This window comes from Fulverythrobacter fulvus, from assembly GCF_037154085.1.
Classification (GTDB): domain Bacteria; phylum Pseudomonadota; class Alphaproteobacteria; order Sphingomonadales; family Sphingomonadaceae; genus Andeanibacterium; species Andeanibacterium fulvum.
In genome coordinates, this window is record NZ_JBANRM010000005.1 from 65,516 (window position 1) to 86,306 (window position 20,791).

22 protein-coding genes and 2 tRNA genes are annotated in these 20,791 nt (G+C 65.9%); 18 read left to right on the forward strand and 6 right to left on the reverse strand.

Annotation, left to right across the window (positions count from 1 at the left end):
- Positions 1–5 precede the first annotated feature (5 nt).
- The 9 genes from WFP36_RS14135 to trxC all read left to right on the forward strand — a co-directional run bounded on the left by WFP36_RS14135 (position 6) and on the right by trxC (position 7,309).
- Complete coding sequence (locus WFP36_RS14135; RefSeq protein ID WP_336981769.1) at positions 6–1,325, forward strand: replication-associated recombination protein A; 1,320 nt, start codon at positions 6–8, stop codon at positions 1,323–1,325.
- An 11-nt stretch (positions 1,326–1,336) separates the two neighbouring features.
- Positions 1,337–2,092: a hypothetical protein gene (locus WFP36_RS14140; RefSeq protein ID WP_336981355.1), complete on the forward strand. Its 756-nt coding sequence runs from the start codon at positions 1,337–1,339 to the stop codon at positions 2,090–2,092.
- The gene (locus WFP36_RS14145; RefSeq protein ID WP_336981357.1) at positions 2,056–2,967 is read left to right on the forward strand and encodes a hypothetical protein; all 912 of its coding nucleotides are present in this window, start codon (positions 2,056–2,058) and stop codon (positions 2,965–2,967) included. The genes WFP36_RS14140 and WFP36_RS14145 overlap by 37 nt, the downstream gene beginning before the upstream one ends.
- Before the next feature lie 41 nt (positions 2,968–3,008).
- A tRNA-Thr gene (locus WFP36_RS14150) sits at positions 3,009–3,084 on the forward strand.
- Between the two features lie 163 nt (positions 3,085–3,247).
- On the forward strand, positions 3,248–3,508 hold the full coding sequence (locus WFP36_RS14155; RefSeq protein ID WP_336981359.1) for a hypothetical protein: 261 nt from the start codon (positions 3,248–3,250) through the stop codon (positions 3,506–3,508).
- A gap of 197 nt (positions 3,509–3,705) precedes the next feature.
- Positions 3,706–4,761, forward strand: coding sequence for an efflux RND transporter periplasmic adaptor subunit (locus WFP36_RS14160; RefSeq protein WP_336981361.1), 1,056 nt, complete (start codon positions 3,706–3,708; stop codon positions 4,759–4,761).
- 1 nt (position 4,762) lies between these two features.
- Entirely contained in the window at positions 4,763–5,968 is a 1,206-nt protein-coding gene (locus tag WFP36_RS14165; RefSeq protein ID WP_336981362.1) for an ABC transporter permease, read from the forward strand.
- Positions 5,965–6,651, forward strand: a complete 687-nt coding sequence (locus WFP36_RS14170) for an ABC transporter ATP-binding protein (RefSeq protein WP_336981364.1) — start codon at positions 5,965–5,967, stop codon at positions 6,649–6,651. The genes WFP36_RS14165 and WFP36_RS14170 overlap by 4 nt, the downstream gene beginning before the upstream one ends.
- Positions 6,652–6,853: 202 nt before the next feature.
- Complete coding sequence (gene trxC, locus WFP36_RS14175) at positions 6,854–7,309, forward strand: thioredoxin TrxC (protein ID WP_336981365.1); 456 nt, start codon at positions 6,854–6,856, stop codon at positions 7,307–7,309.
- On the opposite strand, the gene queF is transcribed toward trxC, so the two are convergent.
- Entirely contained in the window at positions 7,306–7,773 is a 468-nt protein-coding gene (gene queF, locus WFP36_RS14180; protein WP_336981366.1) for a preQ(1) synthase, read from the reverse strand. The genes trxC and queF overlap by 4 nt on opposite strands.
- Positions 7,774–7,843: 70 nt before the next feature.
- Entirely contained in the window at positions 7,844–8,233 is a 390-nt protein-coding gene (locus WFP36_RS14185) for a hypothetical protein (RefSeq protein WP_336981368.1), read from the reverse strand.
- Between the two features lie 115 nt (positions 8,234–8,348).
- Here WFP36_RS14185 and WFP36_RS14190 point away from each other — a divergent pair, with 115 nt between their 5' ends.
- From WFP36_RS14190 to WFP36_RS14230, 9 genes are all read left to right on the forward strand, one after another.
- Positions 8,349–9,095, forward strand: coding sequence for a hypothetical protein (locus tag WFP36_RS14190; protein WP_336981370.1), 747 nt, complete (start codon positions 8,349–8,351; stop codon positions 9,093–9,095).
- Positions 9,096–9,163: 68 nt separating this feature from the next.
- Positions 9,164–10,021, forward strand: coding sequence for a 3-mercaptopyruvate sulfurtransferase (gene sseA, locus WFP36_RS14195; RefSeq protein WP_336981372.1), 858 nt, complete (start codon positions 9,164–9,166; stop codon positions 10,019–10,021).
- A gap of 8 nt (positions 10,022–10,029) precedes the next feature.
- On the forward strand, positions 10,030–11,256 hold the full coding sequence (gene metC, locus WFP36_RS14200) for a cystathionine beta-lyase (protein ID WP_336981373.1): 1,227 nt from the start codon (positions 10,030–10,032) through the stop codon (positions 11,254–11,256).
- Positions 11,256–12,263 carry a mechanosensitive ion channel family protein gene (locus tag WFP36_RS14205; protein ID WP_336981375.1) on the forward strand — a complete coding sequence of 336 codons (1,008 nt, stop codon included), beginning with the start codon at positions 11,256–11,258 and terminating at the stop codon, positions 12,261–12,263. Before metC ends, WFP36_RS14205 begins: the two co-directional genes overlap by 1 nt.
- A gap of 75 nt (positions 12,264–12,338) precedes the next feature.
- Positions 12,339–13,118, forward strand: a complete 780-nt coding sequence (gene cobA, locus WFP36_RS14210) for a uroporphyrinogen-III C-methyltransferase (protein WP_336981377.1) — start codon at positions 12,339–12,341, stop codon at positions 13,116–13,118.
- Positions 13,115–13,414, forward strand: coding sequence for a DUF2849 domain-containing protein (locus tag WFP36_RS14215; protein WP_226796040.1), 300 nt, complete (start codon positions 13,115–13,117; stop codon positions 13,412–13,414). Before cobA ends, WFP36_RS14215 begins: the two co-directional genes overlap by 4 nt.
- Complete coding sequence (locus WFP36_RS14220) at positions 13,414–15,048, forward strand: nitrite/sulfite reductase (RefSeq protein WP_336981380.1); 1,635 nt, start codon at positions 13,414–13,416, stop codon at positions 15,046–15,048. Before WFP36_RS14215 ends, WFP36_RS14220 begins: the two co-directional genes overlap by 1 nt.
- Positions 15,041–15,481, forward strand: coding sequence for a DUF934 domain-containing protein (locus tag WFP36_RS14225; protein WP_336981383.1), 441 nt, complete (start codon positions 15,041–15,043; stop codon positions 15,479–15,481). Before WFP36_RS14220 ends, WFP36_RS14225 begins: the two co-directional genes overlap by 8 nt.
- Complete coding sequence (locus WFP36_RS14230; protein ID WP_336981385.1) at positions 15,468–16,271, forward strand: phosphoadenylyl-sulfate reductase; 804 nt, start codon at positions 15,468–15,470, stop codon at positions 16,269–16,271. The genes WFP36_RS14225 and WFP36_RS14230 overlap by 14 nt, the downstream gene beginning before the upstream one ends.
- A gap of 1,126 nt (positions 16,272–17,397) precedes the next feature.
- On the opposite strand, the gene WFP36_RS14235 is transcribed toward WFP36_RS14230, so the two are convergent.
- From WFP36_RS14235 to WFP36_RS14250, 4 genes are all read right to left on the reverse strand, one after another.
- Positions 17,398–18,306 carry an NAD-dependent epimerase/dehydratase family protein gene (locus tag WFP36_RS14235; RefSeq protein WP_336981387.1) on the reverse strand — a complete coding sequence of 303 codons (909 nt, stop codon included), beginning with the start codon at positions 18,304–18,306 and terminating at the stop codon, positions 17,398–17,400.
- Positions 18,303–19,436, reverse strand: coding sequence for a glutamate 5-kinase (proB, locus tag WFP36_RS14240; RefSeq protein ID WP_336981389.1), 1,134 nt, complete (start codon positions 19,434–19,436; stop codon positions 18,303–18,305). Before proB ends, WFP36_RS14235 begins: the two co-directional genes overlap by 4 nt.
- Positions 19,437–19,480: 44 nt before the next feature.
- Positions 19,481–20,539, reverse strand: coding sequence for a GTPase ObgE (gene obgE / locus WFP36_RS14245; protein WP_336981390.1), 1,059 nt, complete (start codon positions 20,537–20,539; stop codon positions 19,481–19,483).
- Between the two features lie 132 nt (positions 20,540–20,671).
- Positions 20,672–20,747: transfer RNA gene (locus WFP36_RS14250), tRNA-Ala, on the reverse strand.
- Positions 20,748–20,791: the final 44 nt, after the last annotated feature.

Here is a 20,791-nt window from a genome sequence, read left to right on the forward strand (position 1 = left end):
GGCAAATGTCCGACCTGTTTGCCGAAGACCTGCCGCCCGCCAACGCGCCCGACGCGCCGCGCGAGGACGCGCCCCTTGCCGACCGGCTGCGCCCCTCCACCCTTGCGGACGTGATCGGGCAGGAACATCTCACCGGGCCCGAAGGCGCCATCGGCCGCATGGTCTCCGCCGGACGGCTTTCCAGCATGATCCTGTGGGGGCCGCCGGGCACCGGCAAGACCAGCATCGCCCGTCTGCTGGCCGACGCGGTGGGGATGCGCTTTGCCGCCGTCAGCGCAGTGTTTTCCGGCGTGGCGGACCTCAAGAAGGCCTTTGCCGAAGCGGAAGTGGCCGCCAAGGCCGGGCAGCGCACCCTGCTGTTCGTGGACGAAATCCACCGCTTCAACCGCGCCCAGCAGGACGGCTTCCTGCCCTTCGTGGAGCGCGGCACGGTTACTCTGGTGGGCGCGACTACCGAGAATCCAAGCTTCGCCCTCAACGCCGCTCTGCTCAGCCGGGCGCAGGTGCTGATCCTGCACCGGCTGGATGCGGCGGCGCTCTCCGTCCTGCTCGCCCGCGCGGAGGAGCTGGAAGGCCCCCTGCCCCTTGCGCCCGAAGCGCGCGAGGCATTGGTGGCCAGCGCGGATGGCGACGGGCGCTTCCTGCTCAATCAGGCCGAAACGCTCTACGCCGCGAAGATACCCGAGCCGCTGGACCCGGCCGCGCTCGGCAAGTTCCTCCAGCGCCGCGTCGCCGTCTACGACAAGGATCGCGACGGGCACTACAACCTGATCTCAGCCCTGCATAAATCCCTGCGAGGATCGGACCCGCAGGCCGCGCTCTATTACATGGCGCGTATGCTCACTGCGGGCGAAGAGCCGCTCTATGTGCTGCGCCGTCTCGTTCGCTTTGCCAGCGAGGATATCGGCCTCGCCGATCCGCAGGCGCTGACGCAGTGCCTCGCGGCCAAGGAAGCCTATGAGTTCCTCGGCAGCCCGGAAGGCGAAGTGGCGATCGTGCAGGCCTGCCTCTATCTCGCCACCGCGCCCAAATCGAATGCGGCCTACAAGGCACAGAAAGCCGCGTGGAAGAGCGCGAAGGAAACCGGCTCGCTCGCCCCGCCCGCCAATATCCTCAACGCGCCGACCAAGCTGATGAAGGATATCGGCTATGGCACGGGCTATACCTATGACCATGACACGGCAGAGGGCTTCTCGGGCGACGATTACTGGCCGGAAGGCATGGAGCCGCAGACCTATTACGAACCGGTCGAACGTGGGTTCGAGCGGCAGGTGATCGAACGGATCGCCTATTGGAACAAGCTGCGCGCCCAGCGCGGCAAGTGAGGAAGCTCGACATGAGCAAGGCAGACTTGCGCCGCAATGCCGGAATGCTTGCCGCAATCGCCCTGCTCGCGGGGTGCAGCGATGCCGGGGAAGCGGCTCCCTCCGCGCCTGCCACCCAGACAGCCGCAGCCGTAGCCGCCGCCGAGCCCGATCTCGCCGCCTGCCCGCCTTCCGAACTGACGGATGAGGACTATCGCGAGCGCAAGGCGCCCATCCCCATCCCGCCTGCCTTCGAAGGGCTGGTGAAATCGGACATGGACCATTTCGCGGTCTCCACCGCCACTGGCCGCACCATCTGCGTGGACACCGGCTGGATGGAAGGGATCGAGGACGCGAAAGTCTCGCACGATCAGCGCTTCCTCGCCTTCGCCTGGGGCGGATATGAGGCGTTTGGCTATATCTTGGTGGACCGCAGCGGGAACGGGCAGGTGCTCGAAACCGGCACGGCACCGCTTTCCCCGCCTACCGGCACGCGCTTCGCCTCGGTCGATTTCAGCGAATCCGGTTTTGGCGGGTTCAACGCATTCGGCGTGTGGGATATCGAGCCTGTCGGCCTGCGCCAACTCGCCAAGGTGGAAGAAGGCGTGCCCTCGGGCGATTGGCGTCTGGAAGGCTGGGCTGGCGATGCCTGCGTGAATCTGTCCGTCCTGTTGAGTGAGGACTATCCCGAGGACGTCGCCGATTACGATACGGCCCCGCGCGATCCGTGGCACGCGGCACAATCCGGCAAATGGGCGCTGAAGCCGGGCGCCTGCCCCGCCCAGTGACTAGCTGCGTGACGCGCTTCAGCCATTTTGCCGCGCTCGACTGGTCCGGCGCGGCGGGGGAACGGCACCGGGGCATTGCCGTGGCGATCTGCTCTGCCGGCAACACAGCCCCGCAACTGGTGCGCCCCGGCCATCGCTGGTCCCGCGCCGAAGCGCTGGACTGGCTGGCAGTGCAGATGCCCGAAGGCACCCTTGCTGGGCTCGATCTCGGCATGTCGCTGCCTTTCGCGGATCGGGGCGCGTTCTTTCCCGGCTGGAGCGAAAGCCCGGCCGATGCCCGCGAACTATGGGCCCTGATCGACCGCATCTGCACCGGCGACCAGCATCTCGCCTCCTCCAGCTTCGTCGGCCATGAGCAAGCCCGCCGCTTCTTCCGCCACCGGGGCGAGGAAGGCGATCTGTTCGGCGGCGGAAGGGGCCGCTTCCGCGTGACCGAGCACGCCCAGCGCGAGGCGGGCTGTAACCCCTATTCCAACTTCAATCTGGTCGGCGCAGCGCAGGTCGGCAAATCGAGCCTTACGGGCATGCGCGTACTGCATCGGCTGGCAGGCCGCGTGCCGGTCTGGCCGGTCGATCCCCTGCCCGGAGGAACGGGTTCGGCGGTGGTGGAAATCTACACCTCGCTCGCCGCCATTCACGCGGGACGCCGCGCCGGCCGGACCAAGCTGCGGACAATCGAGGAACTGAACGAGGCCCTCTCCGCTCTCGACAGCCAGCCTGTGCCCGGCAGCGGGCCGGTGGCCGACCACATCAGCGACGCCCTGCTTACCGCCGCCTGGCTGCGCGAAGTGGCCCATCGCCCCGAATATTGGCACCCCGCGACCATGACGGAGGAAATCGCCCAAACCGAAGGCTGGACCTTCGGCGCACTTTAGAGCAGAGGAGCGACGCATAGGGCGCACCATCGGCGCCACGGGCCGGCTTAGCTCAGTTGGTAGAGCACCTGATTTGTAATCAGGGGGCCACGGGTTCGAATCCTGTAGCCGGCACCATATATTTCAACGACTTATACCTGGACTGGGCGACAGAAATTTCGCCCGGCATTCACCCTGTGCGTCACGGTCGCGGACTGTGCAGGAAGCGCCCTGCGCGGGCCCCTCCTTGGAAACGATCGCCCGTATTGCATTGGGAGGGAACTGGGTGAATGGGGCGCCTATGAAGAAACGGCGGCGGTATCTGACTGCGACCATGCCCGACGGCTATGTGAAAACCATCGGGCCGACGACCGACGGCTTTACTCACTACTGGCGAATTGTGGCAGAGCTTGAGAACGGCAAGACAGAGGTGTTCTGGGGGCACAGCCGTTCACTCGCCGAGGCTCGCCGCAAACGGGAGCCAGCCCAAGAGGCAGCGCGGACGCGAGGATGGAAGAGCTTCGCTTTCGAAATCGCCGAGCTTGTCGAAACGCCCGCCTGACGTTCCGGGCCTCAAGCGCGGTCTTGGCTCCAGCGAAATGTGCTCTCGGAAAACCGCCGTTCCTTTCATCGGGCCAAGAACCGACTCGAATTGGCGACATAGCCAAAGGTCAATCGACCTCTTTGATGATGCCACACGTACATCTTGACTGCATTTGATCGCTACACCCTCTCTCGCCTGTGATAAGGCGCGCGAGAATGAAGCTCACTCGAAAACAGATACTTGCCGCGGCGTTGATCGTGCTGGTTCTGGCCGGTGCCGGATACTGGATGCTTGCGCCGCGTGAACTCGAAGTGGCGGCGATCCGTATCGAGGCGAAACCAGCGACCCGTATTCTGGCTGTCAATGGCCGGATAAGGCCCCGGCTTCAGGTCGATATCCGTCCGTCCCTTGGCGGCGAGCTTGTCGCCTTGCCCTTCGATGTGGGCGACCGGGTTACGGAAGGGCAGGTTCTGGCCCGGATCGATGACGCGCCTGAAACCGCCGCGATCGCGGAAGCGGAGGCGTCGGTCCAGGCACAGCAGGCGACCCTGGCTCAGGCCCGGCGCGACCTTGCCCGTTTCGAGGCGCTGGGGCAGTTCGCCACGAAACGCGAGGTCGAGCAGCGACGCCTCGCGGTCGAAGAAGGCGCACGCGAACTCAGCAGGCGCCGGGCGAGCGTGGTGCAGGCGCGCGAACAGCGCGACCGCCGGGTGCTGCGCGCGCCCTTTTCCGGGGTGATCATGGAGCGTCCGGTCGACCCGGGGCAGACGGTCGGCCTCGATAGCATCATTTACCGGCTGGCCGATCTGTCGCGACCGGAAGTGACCGTGGAAGTGGACGAGATCTATGCCACGGAGATCCGCCCCGGCATGGAGGCGCGGATCAGCCTGCCGGGGCAGGCGAGAGAGCTTCGGGCCGTTGTGGCCCATGTGGAGCCACGGGTCGATCCGGCAACCGGTGCGCGCGATGTGCGCCTCAGCCTTGTGGACCCGGTGGTGGATGCGCCCTCGGGCCTAACCGTTACCGTCAACCTCGTGATCGAACGGCGCGAAAGGGCAATCAGCGTCCCGCGAAGCGCCCTGATCCTGTCCGGCAGCGAGGCAAAAGCCAGAGTGATAGGCAATGATGGCGTAGTGAGCGAACGCCCGGTCCGCTTCATCGACTGGCCCGCGGAAGAAGTCATCGTCACGGGCGGAATCCGGGCTGGCGATCGCCTGCTGGCCGATCCGAACGCGGCTCAACCGGGCGAAAAGGTCAAGGTGGCTCGCTAGAATGAGCCCCTATGCGGTCAAGCTCGCCGTCCGGCATCTGTTTGCTCATCCGGGCCAGACCGCGCTGCTGATGGCGGGGGTCGCCCTGGGTGTCAGCGTATTCATTTTCATGAGCGCCCTGATCGGCGGGCTCGCCAACCTCCTGACCTTACGCACGGTGGGGAGCATTCCCCATATCGTGCTGGAAAGGCCGGACCGCGAGCCGGCAATACTACCGGTGAGCGGGAGTGCGCAGGTAGTGCTGCAGAAGGATCTCAGCCGGCGGGAGCAGATCGCGATCTGGCAGCCGGCCATTCCGATCATTGAGAATACGAGCGGCGTTACCGCCATATCACCGCAGATTCGCGGTTCCGCCTTCGTCGAGCGGGGACAGGCAGTGGCGCCGGTTGGGGTCATTGGCGTGATGCCGGGCAAGCTTTCGGCCATCGCGGACATCGACGGGGCGATCGTGGATGGAACCAGCAGCCTGCCAGCGGACGGAATTCTGATCGGCAGCCGCTTGGCGCGCGACCTTGGCCTCAGGGTCGGACAAGTCGTGCGCCTCAGCTCGGATCGTGGACGGGCGCGGAGTTTCCGCATCGGTGGGATATTCACGCTGGGCGTCGCCAGTGCGGACCGGCAGGCCGTCTATATGAACTTCACCGCGGCCCGCGCCCTTTTCGATCTGCCCACCGGCATTTCCCGGATCGAGATCAAGGTGCAGCCCGCCACCGCTGCTCCCGACATTGCGGAGCGCCTGCGCCAGTCGACCGGCCTCAGGGCCACAGCCTGGACGGAGGACAACAGCCAGTTGTTCGAAGGGCTGGATGCGCAGGCTCGCACCGGAACGATCATCAAGGCCTTCTCTCTTGTCACCATCGTGGTCGGCATCGCCAGCGCCATGCTGCTGTCCATCGTGCGGCGCCAAGCGGAAATCGGGATCATGCGCGCCATGGGGGCCAGCAAGGGATTGGTGGTTTCCGTCTTCGTCCTGGAAGGGACGTTGATCGGCCTTGTCGGCGCGATCGTGGGCGCGCTGGCCGCCTGGCTGGCCCTGCTGCCTCTTCCGCCTGTCACCGAAGTACGCAGCGGCGGGCTGCCGATCGACCGGGCGCAGGGGGATTTCCTGCTGGCTATCCTGCTGACCACGCTTGCCGCGATGCTGGCCTCGATCCTTCCGGCCCGCAATGCCGCCCGGATCGATCCGGTGGAGGCAATCGGACAGTGAGCGCGGAGACCATCTTTTCCGTCTCCGGCCTGACGAAGGGCTTTGGCGAGGGCGAAGCGGAAGCGCTTGTGCTCAAGGGAATAGATCTAGCCATGGAGGCAGGCGACATGGCGGCCCTGCTGGGCCCGTCAGGTTCGGGAAAGAGCACGCTACTCACCATCTTGGGCACTTTGATGCGCGCCAGCGGCGGCAGGCACGAGATGCTGGGTGTCGATCTGATGCAGGCCAGCGATGCGCAGCGTACCGAATTTCGCAGCCGATACCTGGGCTTCGTCTTCCAGTTCCACCACCTGCTGCCCGATCTTTCGGCGCTGGAAAATGTGATGATGCCCGCCGCAGCAGCAGCCGGGCGGGAAACCCGGGCCATGCGCGAAAGGGCGATGGAACTGCTCGACGCCGTGGGGCTGGCCGATCGACGGGATTACAGGCCGTCCGCCATGTCCGGGGGACAGCGGCAGCGCGCGGCGGTTGCGCGCGCGCTGATCAACAATCCGGTGCTGGTCCTGGCTGACGAGCCCACGGGCAATCTGGATCGGCAATCGGCCGATCAGGTGATGGATCTCATTCGCTCCATCAATCAGGTATCCGCCACCAGTTTTCTGATTTCTACCCATGACGAACATATCGCGGCCCAATGCCGGCGGCGGATCGAACTGCTCGACGGCCGGATCGTTCGGTCATGAGCGCGAGTATTGTTTGCAGCCTGGGCCCGGACAGCCTTGACCATCGGCGCGCGTCCTATCGGCAGAGCCTTTTTGCCGGGTTTCGCGTTTCCTTGCGTAACCAGCTGACAATAGGTTCCGGATTTCATCCATCGCATTCCCGATCAGCCCTCAATGCCTCGTGGAAGGTCTCCAGCCACTCTAGCGGGTGAGAGGTGATTTCATGTCAGATACGAAGCCCCATACCTTGATCATTGCCTGCCCCCATTGCGCCGCGCTGAACCGGGTTCCGCGCGAGAAGCTGGGTGCAGGCGGCAAGTGCGGCAAATGCCGCGCCGCCCTGTTCCAGGGCGCGCCGGTTACGCTGACGGCTGCCAATTTCGATGCCCATGCCGCGAAAAGCGACATTCCGCTGCTGGTGGATTTCTGGGCGAGCTGGTGCGGGCCCTGCCGCCAGATGGCCCCGGCCTTCACTGCGGCCGCCGCCCAGCTCGAACCGGGCATGCGGCTGGGCAAGCTGGATACGGAGGCCGAGCAGGCACTGGCCGCCCGCTATGGCATTCAGTCCATCCCCACGATGATCCTGATCCACAAGGGCCGCGAGATCGCCCGCCAGTCCGGCGCGATGCCCGCCAGTGCAATCGTCAATTGGGCGCGGCAGGCTGCGCGCGGTGTTTAACCGCGCCCGCGATAGGGCGCCACGCCCTGATCCGGCACCCACAGCCCTTCGGGCGCCGCGCCGGTCTGCCAGAAAACGTCAATCGGGATGCCGCCGCGCGGATACCAATAGCCGCCGATGCGCAGCCAGACGGGCTTCATCTCTTCCGCCAGCCGCTGGCCGATGCCAACGGTGACGTCTTCGTGGAACCCGGCATGATTGCGGAACGAGCCGAGGAAGAGCTTGAGGCTCTTCGATTCGACGATCGTCTCGCCCGGCGCATAGTCGATCACCAGATGGGCGAAGTCGGGCTGGCCGGTGACGGGGCAAAGCGACGTGAATTCCGGCGCGGCAAAGCGGATCATGTAGAGCGAGCCCGCGCGCGGGTTGGGCACATAGTCCAGCACCGCTGCTTCGGGCGAGGCGGGCAGTGCGCTCGATTTGCCGAGATGCAGGGGCTGCAGCGTTTCAGGTGTGTCGGTCATGCCGCGCGTGATGCCGCGAACGCGCCTGCCGCACAAGTCACCGGTTTGACGGAGGCGATTCAGCCGCTATTCAGCGCGCCCTGCGCTTCCAGACTACCAGCCCGCAAGTGAAGACGGGCACACCGACAGGGGTCATGACCGAAACTCCCATAAACAATAACGGCCGGAAGAGGACCACTGCCCTGCTTGCAGGCGCGGCACTGTCTGCGCTGGGCCACGCCCCGGCCATGGCTTCGGTCGGCGATTTCCAGCTTCCGCCGGGCAATACATCCGCACCGGCAGGCCCGGTCGAACCCGGCGAAGCGCCGCCGCGTTCCACTGCGACGCCGCCTTCGCCGACACCTGCGCCAGCCCCGGCACCGGCTCCGCGTCCGGCAGCCAGCACCCCGGCGCCCGCGCCCACTGCAGCTCGCCCGGCACCAACGCCCACGCCGTCTCCTGCCGCGCGAGCGACACCCACGCCGAGCGCAAGTGCAAGTGCGGGCGAAACTCCCGCAGCGCGTCCTTCGCCCGAGGCTAGTCCCCCAACCGCTCCGCTTCCCGCCCCCGCCACCATTGACGCGCCTGCGCCCACTGTGGCCAAAGCCCCGGCAGTGGCACCCGAAGGCGAAGCCCTGCCGTGGAACTGGATCGGGGCGATTGCCGCCCTTGCCGCCGCCTTTGCCGCAGCGCTGGGCGCCGGCATCTGGTTCTGGCGGCGCGAGAGCCCCCGGCGGGCAGTGCGCGCGCCCGAAATCCAGCGCCCGGACCTTGCCGCGGCTGCCGCGGCCCGGCCCGCGCCTCCGCAGGAGCCAGCAGCGGAAGATGGTGCGCAGGCCTGGCCCGAAGAACCCGAAGAGGAAGAAGCTGCCCTCAGCCTCGCCCTCGAAGCGCGGGAACTGGTGATCACGCTCACTGCGGCGACTCTGTCCTACCGCGTCACGCTCACCAATATGAGCGGCGAGGTGATGGAAGGCCTCCGCGTGATGGGCGACATGATCTCGGCCCACGCGTCGCTGCCGGAAGAAGAGCAACTGGCCACCAGCGACAGCGATCCGGTGCCCCAGCATGTGATCGAGCGGCTGCGCCCGGGCGAAAGCGCGCAGATCAATGGCGAATTCCGCCTCAACTTCCCACTGATCCGGCCGATCCGCAAGGGCAGCGCCCTGCTGTTCGTTCCGCTGGCCCGGTTGAAGGTGGAAGCGGCCTCGGGCGGCAATGGCGCCGTGGTGCGCACCGCACTGGTCGGGCAGCGTTCACCTCGCCCCGGCGCGGGATTGCAGCCCTTCCGGCTGGACATGGGCCCGCGCATTTACCGAGAAGTCACACAAAGAATCTTTTGAACGATCCCCCTCGACGGGCGAATGGCAGGGGTTTAACCCTGATTATTCACGCGATGAGGAGCGCGCGAATGGAATCGTTGGTTTCGACCGACTGGCTCGCAGAAGAGATAGGCTCCTGCGACCTGAGGATCGTCGACGCATCAAGTCACTTGCCCATTGCCGGGCGCGATGCCCGGGCCGAATACGAGGCCGGGCATATACCCGGTGCTGTGTTCATGGACCTGACCAATCTGGTCGATCCGGAAAGCCCGGTGCCTGCCGCGCTGCCCACGGCGGAGATGTTCGCCAGCCGCATGCAGAAGCTGGGGCTGGGCGATGGCAGCCGCATCGTGCTGTATGACGATAGCGACGTGAAGACCTCGGGCCGGGCCTGGTTCATGTTCAAGCTGTTCGGCGCGCAGAATGTCGCGATCCTGGATGGCGGCCTAGCCAAGTGGAAAGCCGAAGGGCGCCCGCTGGAAGTAGGCGTGCAGACGCTCAAGACCCGGCATTTCACTGCCTGGCAGGAAGCCGGCAAGGTGCGCAGCAAGGCCGATATGCTCGCCAATATCGGGAGCAAGGCCGAACAGGTCGTGGATGCGCGCGATGCGGGTCGCTTCTCCGGCAAGGTGCCCGATTTCCGCCCCGGCGTGCCCAGCGGGCATATCCCCGGATCGGTCAACCTGCCCTTTTACGAACTGTTCAACCCCGACGGCACTTTCAAGGACAAGGCAGGCCTGCGCACCGCGTTCGAGCAGGCCGGCGTGGACCTTTCCCAACCGGTCGCCACGACCTGCGGGGGCGGCGTGACTGCCGCCGTGCTCTGCTTTGCCCTGCATCTGCTGGGCAAGGACAAGGACGTTTCGCTCTATGATGGCAGCTGGAGCGAATGGGCTGTGGACCCAGCCACTCCCAAGGAGACAGGCGCTGCGCTTCAGGATGGCTGAGAGACGGCATGTCTGATCGCGGCGACAAGGAAACGGGGCCTGCCACACGGCTGGCGGGTGCCGGACGACGCCGGGAATGGACCGGAATTCCCGGCCACAAAGGCGGCGTGGTCAATCCGCCGATCTGGCGCGGCAGCACTCACCTTTACGAGGATGCGGCCGATCTGGCGGAAGGCCGCCCCAATGAGGACGGTCATTTCTATTACGGCCGCCGGGGCGCGCCCACCCAATGGTCGCTGGCCGAGGCGCTGACCGAGATCGAGCCGGGCGCGGCGGGAACCGTACTCTATCCCAGCGGTGTCGCCGCCATTGCAGGTGCGCTGCTGGCCGTGTTGCGCACGGGCGACGTGCTGTTGATGACGGACAATGCCTATCAGCCCAGCCGGGCCCTGTCCGAAGGGCTGCTGAAGCGCATGGGCGTGGAAACGCGCTGGTTCGATCCGCTCGACCTCGATGGTTTCGCCGCGCAGTTCTGCGATCGGACGAAGGCCGTGTTGCTGGAAAGCCCCGGCAGCCTGACGATGGAAGTGTGCGACGTGCCCGCCCTTGCCGCCATCGCGCGGGACAAGGGCGCCGTCAGCATGATCGACAATACCTGGGCCAGCCCGCTGGGCTTCCCCGCGCTGGAACGTGGCTGCGATATTTCCATCATGTCGCTGACCAAGCATGTCGGCGGCCATTCGGACGTGATGATGGGTTCGGTCAGCGCGCCTGAACCGCATTTCACCCGCATCCGCCGCATGTCCCAGCAATTGGGGCAAGTGGTCTCGCCCGACGATTCCGCGCTGGTCATGCGAGGGCTACGCAGCCTGTCGCTGCGGCTGGAGCGGGAGAGCGCCAGCGCGCTGGAGATCGCCGGCTGGCTCGCCGCCCGCCCGGAAGTGGCGCGCGTGCTCTGCCCCATGCTGCCCGGCGCACCGGGGCACGATCTGTGGGCACGCGATTTCGCCGGCGGCTGCGGGCTGTTCAGCCTCGTGCTCAAGGGCTCGGACGATGACGCGCGCGCGCGTTTTATCGACGCGCTGGAACTGTTCGGGATCGGCTATAGCTGGGGCGGGTTCGAAAGCCTGGTGATCCCCTTCGACCCGCAAGGCGCCCGCAGTGCCACGCATTGGCCGCCGCCCGGCAGCGATCCGGCGGACCGGCGGGGCATCCGTCTGTCCATCGGGCTGGAAGACCCGGCGGACCTGATCGCGGATCTCGAACGCGGCTTTGCCGCCATGGCTCACAGCTGATGACCGCCCCCGCCCCGAACGCTTCCGTGCGGGGCGCGGAGGGGCTGAAAGACGCGGTCGCCTCGGGCAGCGGAACGCTGGGCGAATATATCCGATGGCTCGACAGCTACAGCGTGCAGGTGGGCAACACCCATCTGTCGCTCTGGGGCGCGCTGGTGGTGATCGCGGTGATCGCGGGCGTCATCATCGTCGCGCGGCTGGGCGGCAAGCTGGCGCACTGGCTGATGGGCAAGCTCACACGGCTCGACCTTACGCAGAAGCTGCTGGCCGAAAAGCTCGTCTCCATCGCGATCTGGGCCCTCGCGATCCTGATCGGGATCGACATTCTCGGCATCGACCTCACCGCGCTCACGGTGTTTTCCGGCGCCTTCGGCCTCGCTCTGGGCTTTGGCCTGCAGAAGACCTTCGGCAATCTGCTGGCGGGCATCATCCTGCTGATGGACCGCTCGATCAAGCCGGGCGACGTCATCGCGGTGAACGACATGACCGGGCGCGAGAGCTTCGGCCAGATCCGCAAGATCGGCATCCGCGCCATTTCCGTCGTGACGCGCGACAAGAAGGAATATCTGATCCCGAACGAGAACCTGATGATCAATCAGGTGGAGAACTGGTCCTATTCAGCCCGCGACGTGCGCGTGAAGGCGCCGCTCAGCGTGGCCTATGAAACCGACCTCGACCGGGCCGAGGAACTGATGCTGCAAGCCGCGCGCGAAACGCCGCGCGTGCTTGAAACGCCCGAGCCGCGAGTGCTGCTGATGGGATTCGGCGAAAACGGCATCGCCTATGAAATCCGCTTCTGGATCGTGGACCCGGAAGAGGGGATCAGTTCCGTCCGCTCGGATGTCTACAAGCGCGTCTGGCGCCTGTTCTGCGATGCAGGCATCCACATCCCCTTCCCCCAGCGCGAGATCAACATCACGAATATCGAGCAATTGGAGGATCTTGTGGCGGGATTGCGGGACCGCAGCCGCGCCCGCGGCAGCGAGAAGGACACGCCTGCGGGCTGACCCCTAAAGCTCACCTACCCCCCGCCAAAACCATTCTCGCTGGCACTTGCCCGGCACCGGGCCCATGTGGCCCGCATGAAGAATGCCGCAACTCCCGCCACGGTCTATCTGGTCGGCGCCGGTCCGGGCGATCCGGACCTGCTGACCCTGCGCGCCGCGCGCCTGCTGATGCAGGCGAAGCTGATCGTGCATGACGGGCTGGTCGATCCTTCGATCCTGGCGCTGGCCCGCCCCGATGCGCGGCTTGTCTCCGTCGCCAAGAGCCGTTCGCGCCACACCATGCCGCAGGAAGCGATCAACGCCCTGCTGGTGCGCGAGGCACTGGCAGGCAATTCCGTGGTGCGCCTGAAGGGCGGCGATCCGTTCATTTTCGGCCGCGGCGGCGAGGAAGCCGATGCCTGCCACGCGGCGGGCGTTCCGGTGGAAGTCGTCCCCGGCATCAGCGCCGCCATCGGCGCGGCGGCGGCGGCACAGATTCCGCTGACCCATCGCGACAGCGCCAGCATCGTCAGCTTCGTGGCGGGCCAGTGCAAGGGCCTGACCGAGCAGGACTGGTCCGGCCTTGCCGGCAAGGGCCGCACTTTGGTGATCTACATGGGCGTCACCACGGCCCCGTTGATCGCGGAAAAGCTGATGGAAGACGGCGTCGCTCCGGATTGCCCGGTGGCGGTGATCGAGAATGCCGCGCGCCCCACCATGCGGGTTTTGCGCGCTTCGCTGGCAGGCCTGCCCGATCTGGTAACCGGCGCAAAGGTGAAGAGCCCCGCCGTCATCGTGATCGGCGAGGTTGCATCGCAGAAATCTGGCCGTAACGACGCGGCCCTCAGGCAAATGGCGCTGGAGGCGCAGGGATGAAGATTCTTACCGGAAACGACCTCAAGAGCGGGGCCGTCGTGTGGTGGACCGGTTATGACTGGTCGATCCATGTCGAAGACGCAGTGGATGTGGGCGATCAGGCCGACGCCATCCTGCAGCGCGAGGAAGGGGCCCGCCGGGTCAATGCCTCTTACGCGATCGACGCGGAACCCGATGGCGAACGGGGCGTGCGCCCTGCCCATATCAAGGACCGTATCCGCGCGCTGGGCCCCACCGTGCGCCCTGACCTGACTCTCAAACCCGCCGATCCCAACGCCGGCAACTGGGTGATCTGATGTACCGTTACGACCAATATGACCAGGCGATGGTCGATACCCGCGTCGCGGAATTCCGCGACCAGACCCGCCGCCGCCTCGAAGGCAAGCTGACCGAGGACCAGTTCAAGCCGCTGCGCCTGCAGAACGGCCTCTATCTGCAGCTGCATGCCTATATGCTGCGCGTGGCCGTGCCCTATGGCACGCTCAACGCCGCCCAGATGCACGTCCTTGCCGACATCGCGGAGAAGTATGACCGCGGCTATGGCCACTTCACCACCCGCCAGAATATCCAGTACAACTGGATCAAGCTGGAAGACGCGCCCGACATTCTGGCGGACCTTGCCGCCGTGGAAATGCACGCGATCCAGACCAGCGGGAACTGCATCCGCAACATCAGTTCGGACCAGTTCGCCGGCGCCGCCGCAGACGAGCTGATCGATCCGCGCCCCTATGCGGAACTGCTGCGCCAGTGGTCCAGTTTCCACCCGGAATTCCTGACCCTGCCGCGCAAGTTCAAGATCGCCGTGATCGCGAGCGAGACCGACCGCGCGGCGATGAAGCTGCACGATATCGGCATCCGCATCGTGAAGAATGCAGCGGGCGAGATCGGCGCGGCCTTCTATGTCGGCGGCGGCATGGGCCGCACGCCCATGATCGCGCCGCTGATCCGCGACTTCGTGCCGCTGGACCAGCTCATCACCTATTCGGAAGCCTGCCTGCGGGTCTACAACCGCTACGGCCGCCGCGACAACAAGTACAAGGCGCGCATCAAGATCCTGGTCCATGAACTGGGCAAGGAAGAATATACGCGCCAGGTGGAGGAGGAATTCGCCCACCTGCTCACGCAGGGCATCGAACCCCCGATTGCCGAGCTGGAGCGGATCAAGGCCCACTTCACCGACCCGGCCTATGACACTGCCGCCGCTGACGATCTGGACCTGTCGGACCCGGATTTCGCCCTCTGGGTGGAGCGCAACACCGTGGCTCACAAGCAGCCGGGCTACATCATCGCCAATATCAGCCTGAAGCCGGTTGGCGGCATTCCGGGCGATGCCTCTGCCGAACAGATTCACCTGATGGCCGATCTGGCGAAGGAATACAGCTTCGACGAACTGCGCGTGACTCACGCCCAGAACATCGTGCTGCCTCATGTCCGCAAGGCCGATCTCTATACGCTGTGGCAGAAGCTGGAAGCGGCCGGCCTTGGCGCGGCCAATCTGGACACGGTGGAAGACATCATCGCCTGCCCCGGCCTCGATTATTGCAGCCTTGCCAATGCCCGCTCCATCCCGGTGGCGCAGAAGATTTCGCAGCGTTTCGCCGCCAATGGCAAGACGGCGGAACTGGGCGAGCTTAAGCTGAAGATCAGCGGCTGCATCAATGCCTGCGGCCACCACCATGCCGGCCATATCGGCATTCTGGGCGTCGACAAGAAGGGCACCGAAAACTACCAGCTGCTGCTCGGCGGTTGCGAGGGCGACGATACTTCTCTCGGCAAGATCACCGGCCCCGGCTTCGACGAGGATGGCATCGTGGACGCAGTGGAAAAGGCCACTGGCGTCTATCTGGCCGAACGCACCGAAGGGGAGCGTTTCCTCGATACCTATCGCCGCATCGGCATGGATAAGTTCAAGGAGGCGATCTATGCTTGATAGCCTGCGTTTCCGCGACGACGAGCCCGTCGGCGCCCCCGCCGTGACGGTGGACGCCTTTCTCGACCAGACCAATGCCGCCGCCGTGCGAATCGAGCCGGGCGACGATGCGAAGAGCCTGCTGCCCTTCCTCGAACAGCTGCGGCTGGTGGAAGTGAACTTCCCCAGCTTCGGCGACGGGCGCGGCTATTCCAGCGCGCGTATCCTGCGCGAGGCCGGCTATCAGGGCGAATTGCGCGCCGTGGGCGATGTGCTGGTGGACCAGCTTTCACACATGCGTCGCTGCGGCTTCGACAGCTTCCTGCCCGAAAAGCCCTTCGATCCCGAAGATGCGCAGAATGCGCTCGACCGCTGGCCCGAAGTCTATCAGGCCACCGGCGACGGCCGCACGCCCATCTGGGCCAAGAGGCACCCTGTCGATGAACGAGGCTGAAGTGTCTTCCCGCCCGCGCGACCGGATCGATACGTCGGCCCGTTTCACGGAAGGCGATGCCATTCGCCTGAACCGGATGTTCCGCGGGCAGGAAACGCTTGAGATGCTCTCCAGCGTGCTGAAGGACCATCTGGCGGGCGACGTTGCCGTCGTCTCCAGCTTCGGCGCGGAAAGCGCGGTACTGCTGCATCTGGTGGCGCAGGTGGACAAATCCGTGCCTGTGCTGTTCCTCGAAACGGACAAGCATTTCCCCGAGACCATCGCCTATCGCGACGAGCTGGTGGCCTTCCTCGGCCTCACGAATCTGCGCATCCTCACGCCCGACGCGGAGGAAATCGCCGCCAAGGACGAAGCGGGCCTGCGCTGGAGCTGGGACCCGGACGGTTGCTGCGAAATCCGCAAGGTGAAGCCGCTGGCCAAGGCCCTGGCGGGCTTCGATGCCTCGATCACCGGGCGCAAGGCCTTCCAGGCCAGCACCCGCGCGCAATTGCCGCGCTTCGAGATCGACAATTCGGACGAGCAGGGCCGCCTGAAGATCAACCCGCTGATCGACTGGACGGCGGAAGATCTGGAAGCCTATTTCGAGGAACACGGCCTGCCGCGCCATCCGCTGGTGGCGCAGGGCTATCCCTCGATCGGCTGCTCCCCCTGCACGCACAAGGTCGCGCCGGGCGAAGACCCGCGCTCGGGCCGCTGGAAGGGCTGGGACAAGACCGAATGCGGCATCCACAGCCCCAACAACCCCGACGCCTATCGCCTGCCCCCGGAAGGCTTCGACCCCGCACTGTAAGACCGCGTTCCGGACCTGAGCCGGGCTGAGGGCTGCGCGGGTTCGCGCGGAGGTTTTGGGGTTCGCGCAGAGAGCGCCAAGGCCGCTGAGGGGGCGTGCCCGCTTCTTATTCGTCATCCCCGCGCAAGCTGGGATCGCTGGCCTTGGCGCGGGAGGTGACAGATCCCAGCTCGCGCTGGGATGACGAAGGTTGGGTTCAACCCCTTCGTCATCCCGGACTTGTTCCGGGATCCCGCTTCTTCTTCCCGCCAGACAGCTGGACCCCGGAACCCCCGCTTACGCGGGGGCAGGCAAGTCCGGGGTGACAAGTGATGGAATGCAGGCGCATTTGGCGTTTTCCCTTGACTTCGCGAACCGTTTCGGTTATATGCCCCGCACCTTGCAGCAATAGCAAGTCGCAAGGTTCAATCCGGAGGGCGGCATGTCGACTGCCTTTCCTCCCTTGTTCGCTTCGAACAACGCGGCCGGTGCGGGTGCGTGTCTTTGGGGGCGTTACCCCTTGGCAAAGCCTCTTGCGCCAGATGCGGTTACCGGATGCGCGGCTTCACCGGCTCCCTCACGATCCCGGCCCTACGTGGGCAGGCTTTCCCGGGATGTTCGCGATGAACCACGAATGGCGCGGGATTATCACCCGCAAGGAAAGGATGCCCGGCTGCGAGCCCGCGGGCGCCTTTCCCGGCCGGTTTCCGATTGGGCAGAGCCAGGCGCACGGTGGAGGTGCCCGGCCTTTCGCTATCCTCTGCCCGCCTCCTGCACGCGCCAATCCTGACGCCGTGCCGGCCGCGCGATTGGTTTGATGCTCCAACACTGGCGTATGAGTCCGGGTCGCCGCCGGATGGATTTACGTACCCACGCTTCGTCATTCCCGCGAAAGCGGGAACCCAGTTCAACGGTTGCTGCTGGGTTCCCGCTTTCGCGGGAATGACGAAAGGGAGGAACGCACCCTTACCAACTCCCGCTCATCCTGAGCTTGTCGAAGGACACGCGCCGAGTTCTGGGCTGGACGCGCTCGAACATTGTGGTCGGGCAAATGTCCCGCATGTCCTTCGACAAGCTCAGGACGAACGGAGGTTGGAGTTGGAGAGCAGGCGGGACGGCCAGCCCAGCCCCAAAGCCAAGCCTCAGCCTAGAGCCACTTGTTCTCGCGATACCACGCCGCCGTGGCCTTCAGCCCCTCGCGCGTGTCGATGCGCGGGGTCCAGCGGCTTTTCGGCGGGGCCTTGCCCTTGGCGCAGACCCAATCGGGGTGGCTCATGTAATTCACCCGATCGGTCGTCAGCCGGGCCTTGTCCTTGCGGAACCAGGCATCGAGCGCGGCGGCGCGCAGCAGCATCGGCTTCGACAGGCCGGGCGCGAGCACCTTGCGGCCCACCGCATCGCCGATGGCGCGGGCCATTTCCTTATGCGGCCAGCCGCCCTTGCGGCCATCGTCCGGTTCGAACACCTTGTGGGCCACATCCTCGCCCGAGGGGACCAGCGCGAACAGCAGGGTGGCAAGGTCCGCGACGTGGATCATGGAAGCCGCACCGTCTTCCGGCACCGGCACCATGCCCCAACGAGCGGCGCGGAACAGCTCGAACATGTCCGTGTCGCGCGGGCCATAGATCGCGGGCGGGCGCACGATGGTCCAGTCCAGCGCCGATGCCCGGACGATCTTTTCCGCCCGCCGCTTGGACGCGCCATAGACCGACAGCCCCGGCTCCCGCGCGGAAAGGGAAGACACATGGACGAAGCGCGGAACGCCCGCCTTCAATGTCGCTTCCACCACCGCCAGCGTGCCCGCGACATTGCCCACTTCGAACAATGCCGGATCGGGCGCATTGACCACGCCAGCCACGTGAATGACGGCCTCAGCCTCCTTCACCAGCGCGGCGAGCGCCTTGTGGTTGGCAAGGTCGCCCTTGACCCATTCCACCCCCTTGCGGGGCTTCTGCGGCTTGCGGGTGAGGGCACGGACAAGGATGCCCTGTCGGGCGGCCTCGTCCAGCATTGCCTGTCCTACGAAACCGGTCGCGCCGGTGACGGCTATGGTCACAAGAGCACCAGCTGATCGCGATGCACCAGGGCCGAGCGCGGTGCATAGCCCAGGATCGCGGCATGTTCTTCCGTACGCGTGCCCTTGAGGCGATCGCATTCGGCGGAGGAATATTCGGCGAGGCCCTGCGCGATGGGCTTGCCCGAGGCATCCTGCACCACCACCGGATCGCCCCGCTCGAAGCTGCCGTCCACGCCGGTTACCCCCGTAGCGAGCAGGCTGCCGCCCTTGGCCAGTGCCTTGGCACAGCCCGCATCGACAGTGAGCGTGCCCATCATCCGCATGCGCCCGCCCAGCCACGCCTTGCGCGCGCCGTCCTTCCGCAGCGGCAGGAACAGCGTGCCGGTACCATTGCCCATGGCGCGGGTGATCGGCGCGACATGCGTGCCGTTGAGAATGGCCAGCGCAATGCCCGCCCGCTCGGCAATCTCGGCCGCCTGCAGCTTGGAGGTCATGCCGCCCGAACCAAGGCCGGAGCCGGAGCGATCGTCCGCCATGGCATAGATCTCTTCGGTCACCCCGCGCACCTGCGGCAGCATCTGCGCGCCGGGCTGGCTGGGGTTGCGATCGTAAAGCCCGTCCACATCGGACAGCAACAGCACGCCCTTGGCATGGGCCGCCTGCGCCACGCGCGCGGCGAGCCGGTCATTATCGCCGAAGCGGATTTCTTCCGTGGCGACGGAATCGTTCTCGTTCACTACCGGCACCGCACCTGCCTTGAGCAGGCGGCCCAGCGTGGCAGCGGCGTTGAGATAGCGGCGGCGATCTTCCAGATCGTCCAGCGTCAGCAGCAATTGCGCGGCCGTGAGGCCGTGGCCGGCGAGAAGGTCAGACCAGATGCCCGCAAGGCCGATCTGGCCCACGGCAGCGGCGGCCTGTGCATCGGCCAGATTGCCGCGCCCACCCTTCTCCAGCTTCAGCCGCGCGGCACCCAGCGCGATGGCGCCGGAACTGACCACCACGACCTGCTGCCCGCGCGCGCGCGCGGCGGCGATCTCTTCCACCAGCGAGGCGAGCCATTCGCGGCGCGGCTGCCCGTCCGGCCCGACAAGCAGGGCGGAGCCCACCTTGATGACAAGGCGGGGGCAGAGGGCCGCATCGGCCAGATCAGTGAGATGCGTGATCGTCATGGCGGGCGGGCCTTAGCCGTTGCGCGACGCCTTTGGAAGCACCGTCAGAGCGGCGACCAGGGCTTCTCGTCGCGCGCTTCCTCCACTTCGCCGTCGGGACGTTCGGTCGTCGTCTTGGCGGGCAGATAAGTCAGCACGGCATCGAGCAGTGCCTCCATCCCCTCGCCCGTGGCGCCGGAGATGGGGAACACTTCGTCGGCACCTGCCGCCTTCAGTTCCTTCGCATAATCGCCAGCCAGTTCGCGGCCGGAAATGTCGATCTTGTTGAGCGCCACCAGACGCGGCTTGCCGTCCAGCCCGCCGCCATAGGCTTCCAGCTCGTCCTCCACGATCCGCATCGCCTCGACCGGGTCCACCCCGCCGATGTCGATCAGATGCACCAGCACGCGGCAGCGCTCGATATGGCCCAGGAAGCGGTCGCCGATCCCAGCGCCATCCGCCGCGCCTTCGATCAGGCCGGGAATGTCCGCCAGCACGAATTCGCGGTTCCTGTGCCGCACCACGCCCAGCTTGGGCACCAGAGTGGTGAAGGCATATTCGCCCACCTTGGACTGGGCATTGGACACGGCGTTGAGGAAGGTTGACTTGCCGGCATTAGGCAGGCCGACCAGCCCGACATCGGCCAGCAGCTTCAGCCGCAGCCACACATACATTTCCTCGCCCGGCATGCCGGGCTGGTGCTGGCGCGGGGCGCGATTGGTGCTGGTCTTGTAGCTGGCATTGCCGCGTCCACCGATGCCGCCCTCGAGCAGAGTGACGCGCTGGCCCACTTCGGTGAAATCGGCCAGCACCGTTTCGCCATCCTCGTCGGAGATGATCTGAGTGCCTACCGGAACGGGGATCACCAGATCGGGCGCCGCCGCACCGGTGCGATCCTTGCCCATGCCATGCGCGCCGCGCGAGGCCTTGAAGTGCTGGGCATAGCGGAAGTCGATCAGCGTATTGAGGCCGGGCACGGCTTCGAACACGATATCGCCGCCCTTGCCGCCATTGCCGCCATCGGGGCCGCCATATTCGACATATTTCTCGCGCCGGAAGCTCACGGCCCCGGGCCCGCCCGCACCGGAGCGAATGAAGATCTTGGCCTGGTCGAGGAAGTGCATGTCTGTTCGCCTCTAGCGCCGGCAGGGCCCTTCAGCCTTGCGTTCGGCTTCTAGCCGACAGGATTACTCAAAGCCACCTTGCTCGCCGAAGGAGGCTGATCGGAAGCTGAGATGGAGCAGTTCTCAGCGCACTGGTGGAGCCGAGGGGGATCGAACCCCTGACCTCGTCATTGCGAACGACGCGCTCTCCCATCTGAGCTACGGCCCCGTTCCAGTACGAACGCGAAGCCAACCGGCCCGCGGAAGCGCGCC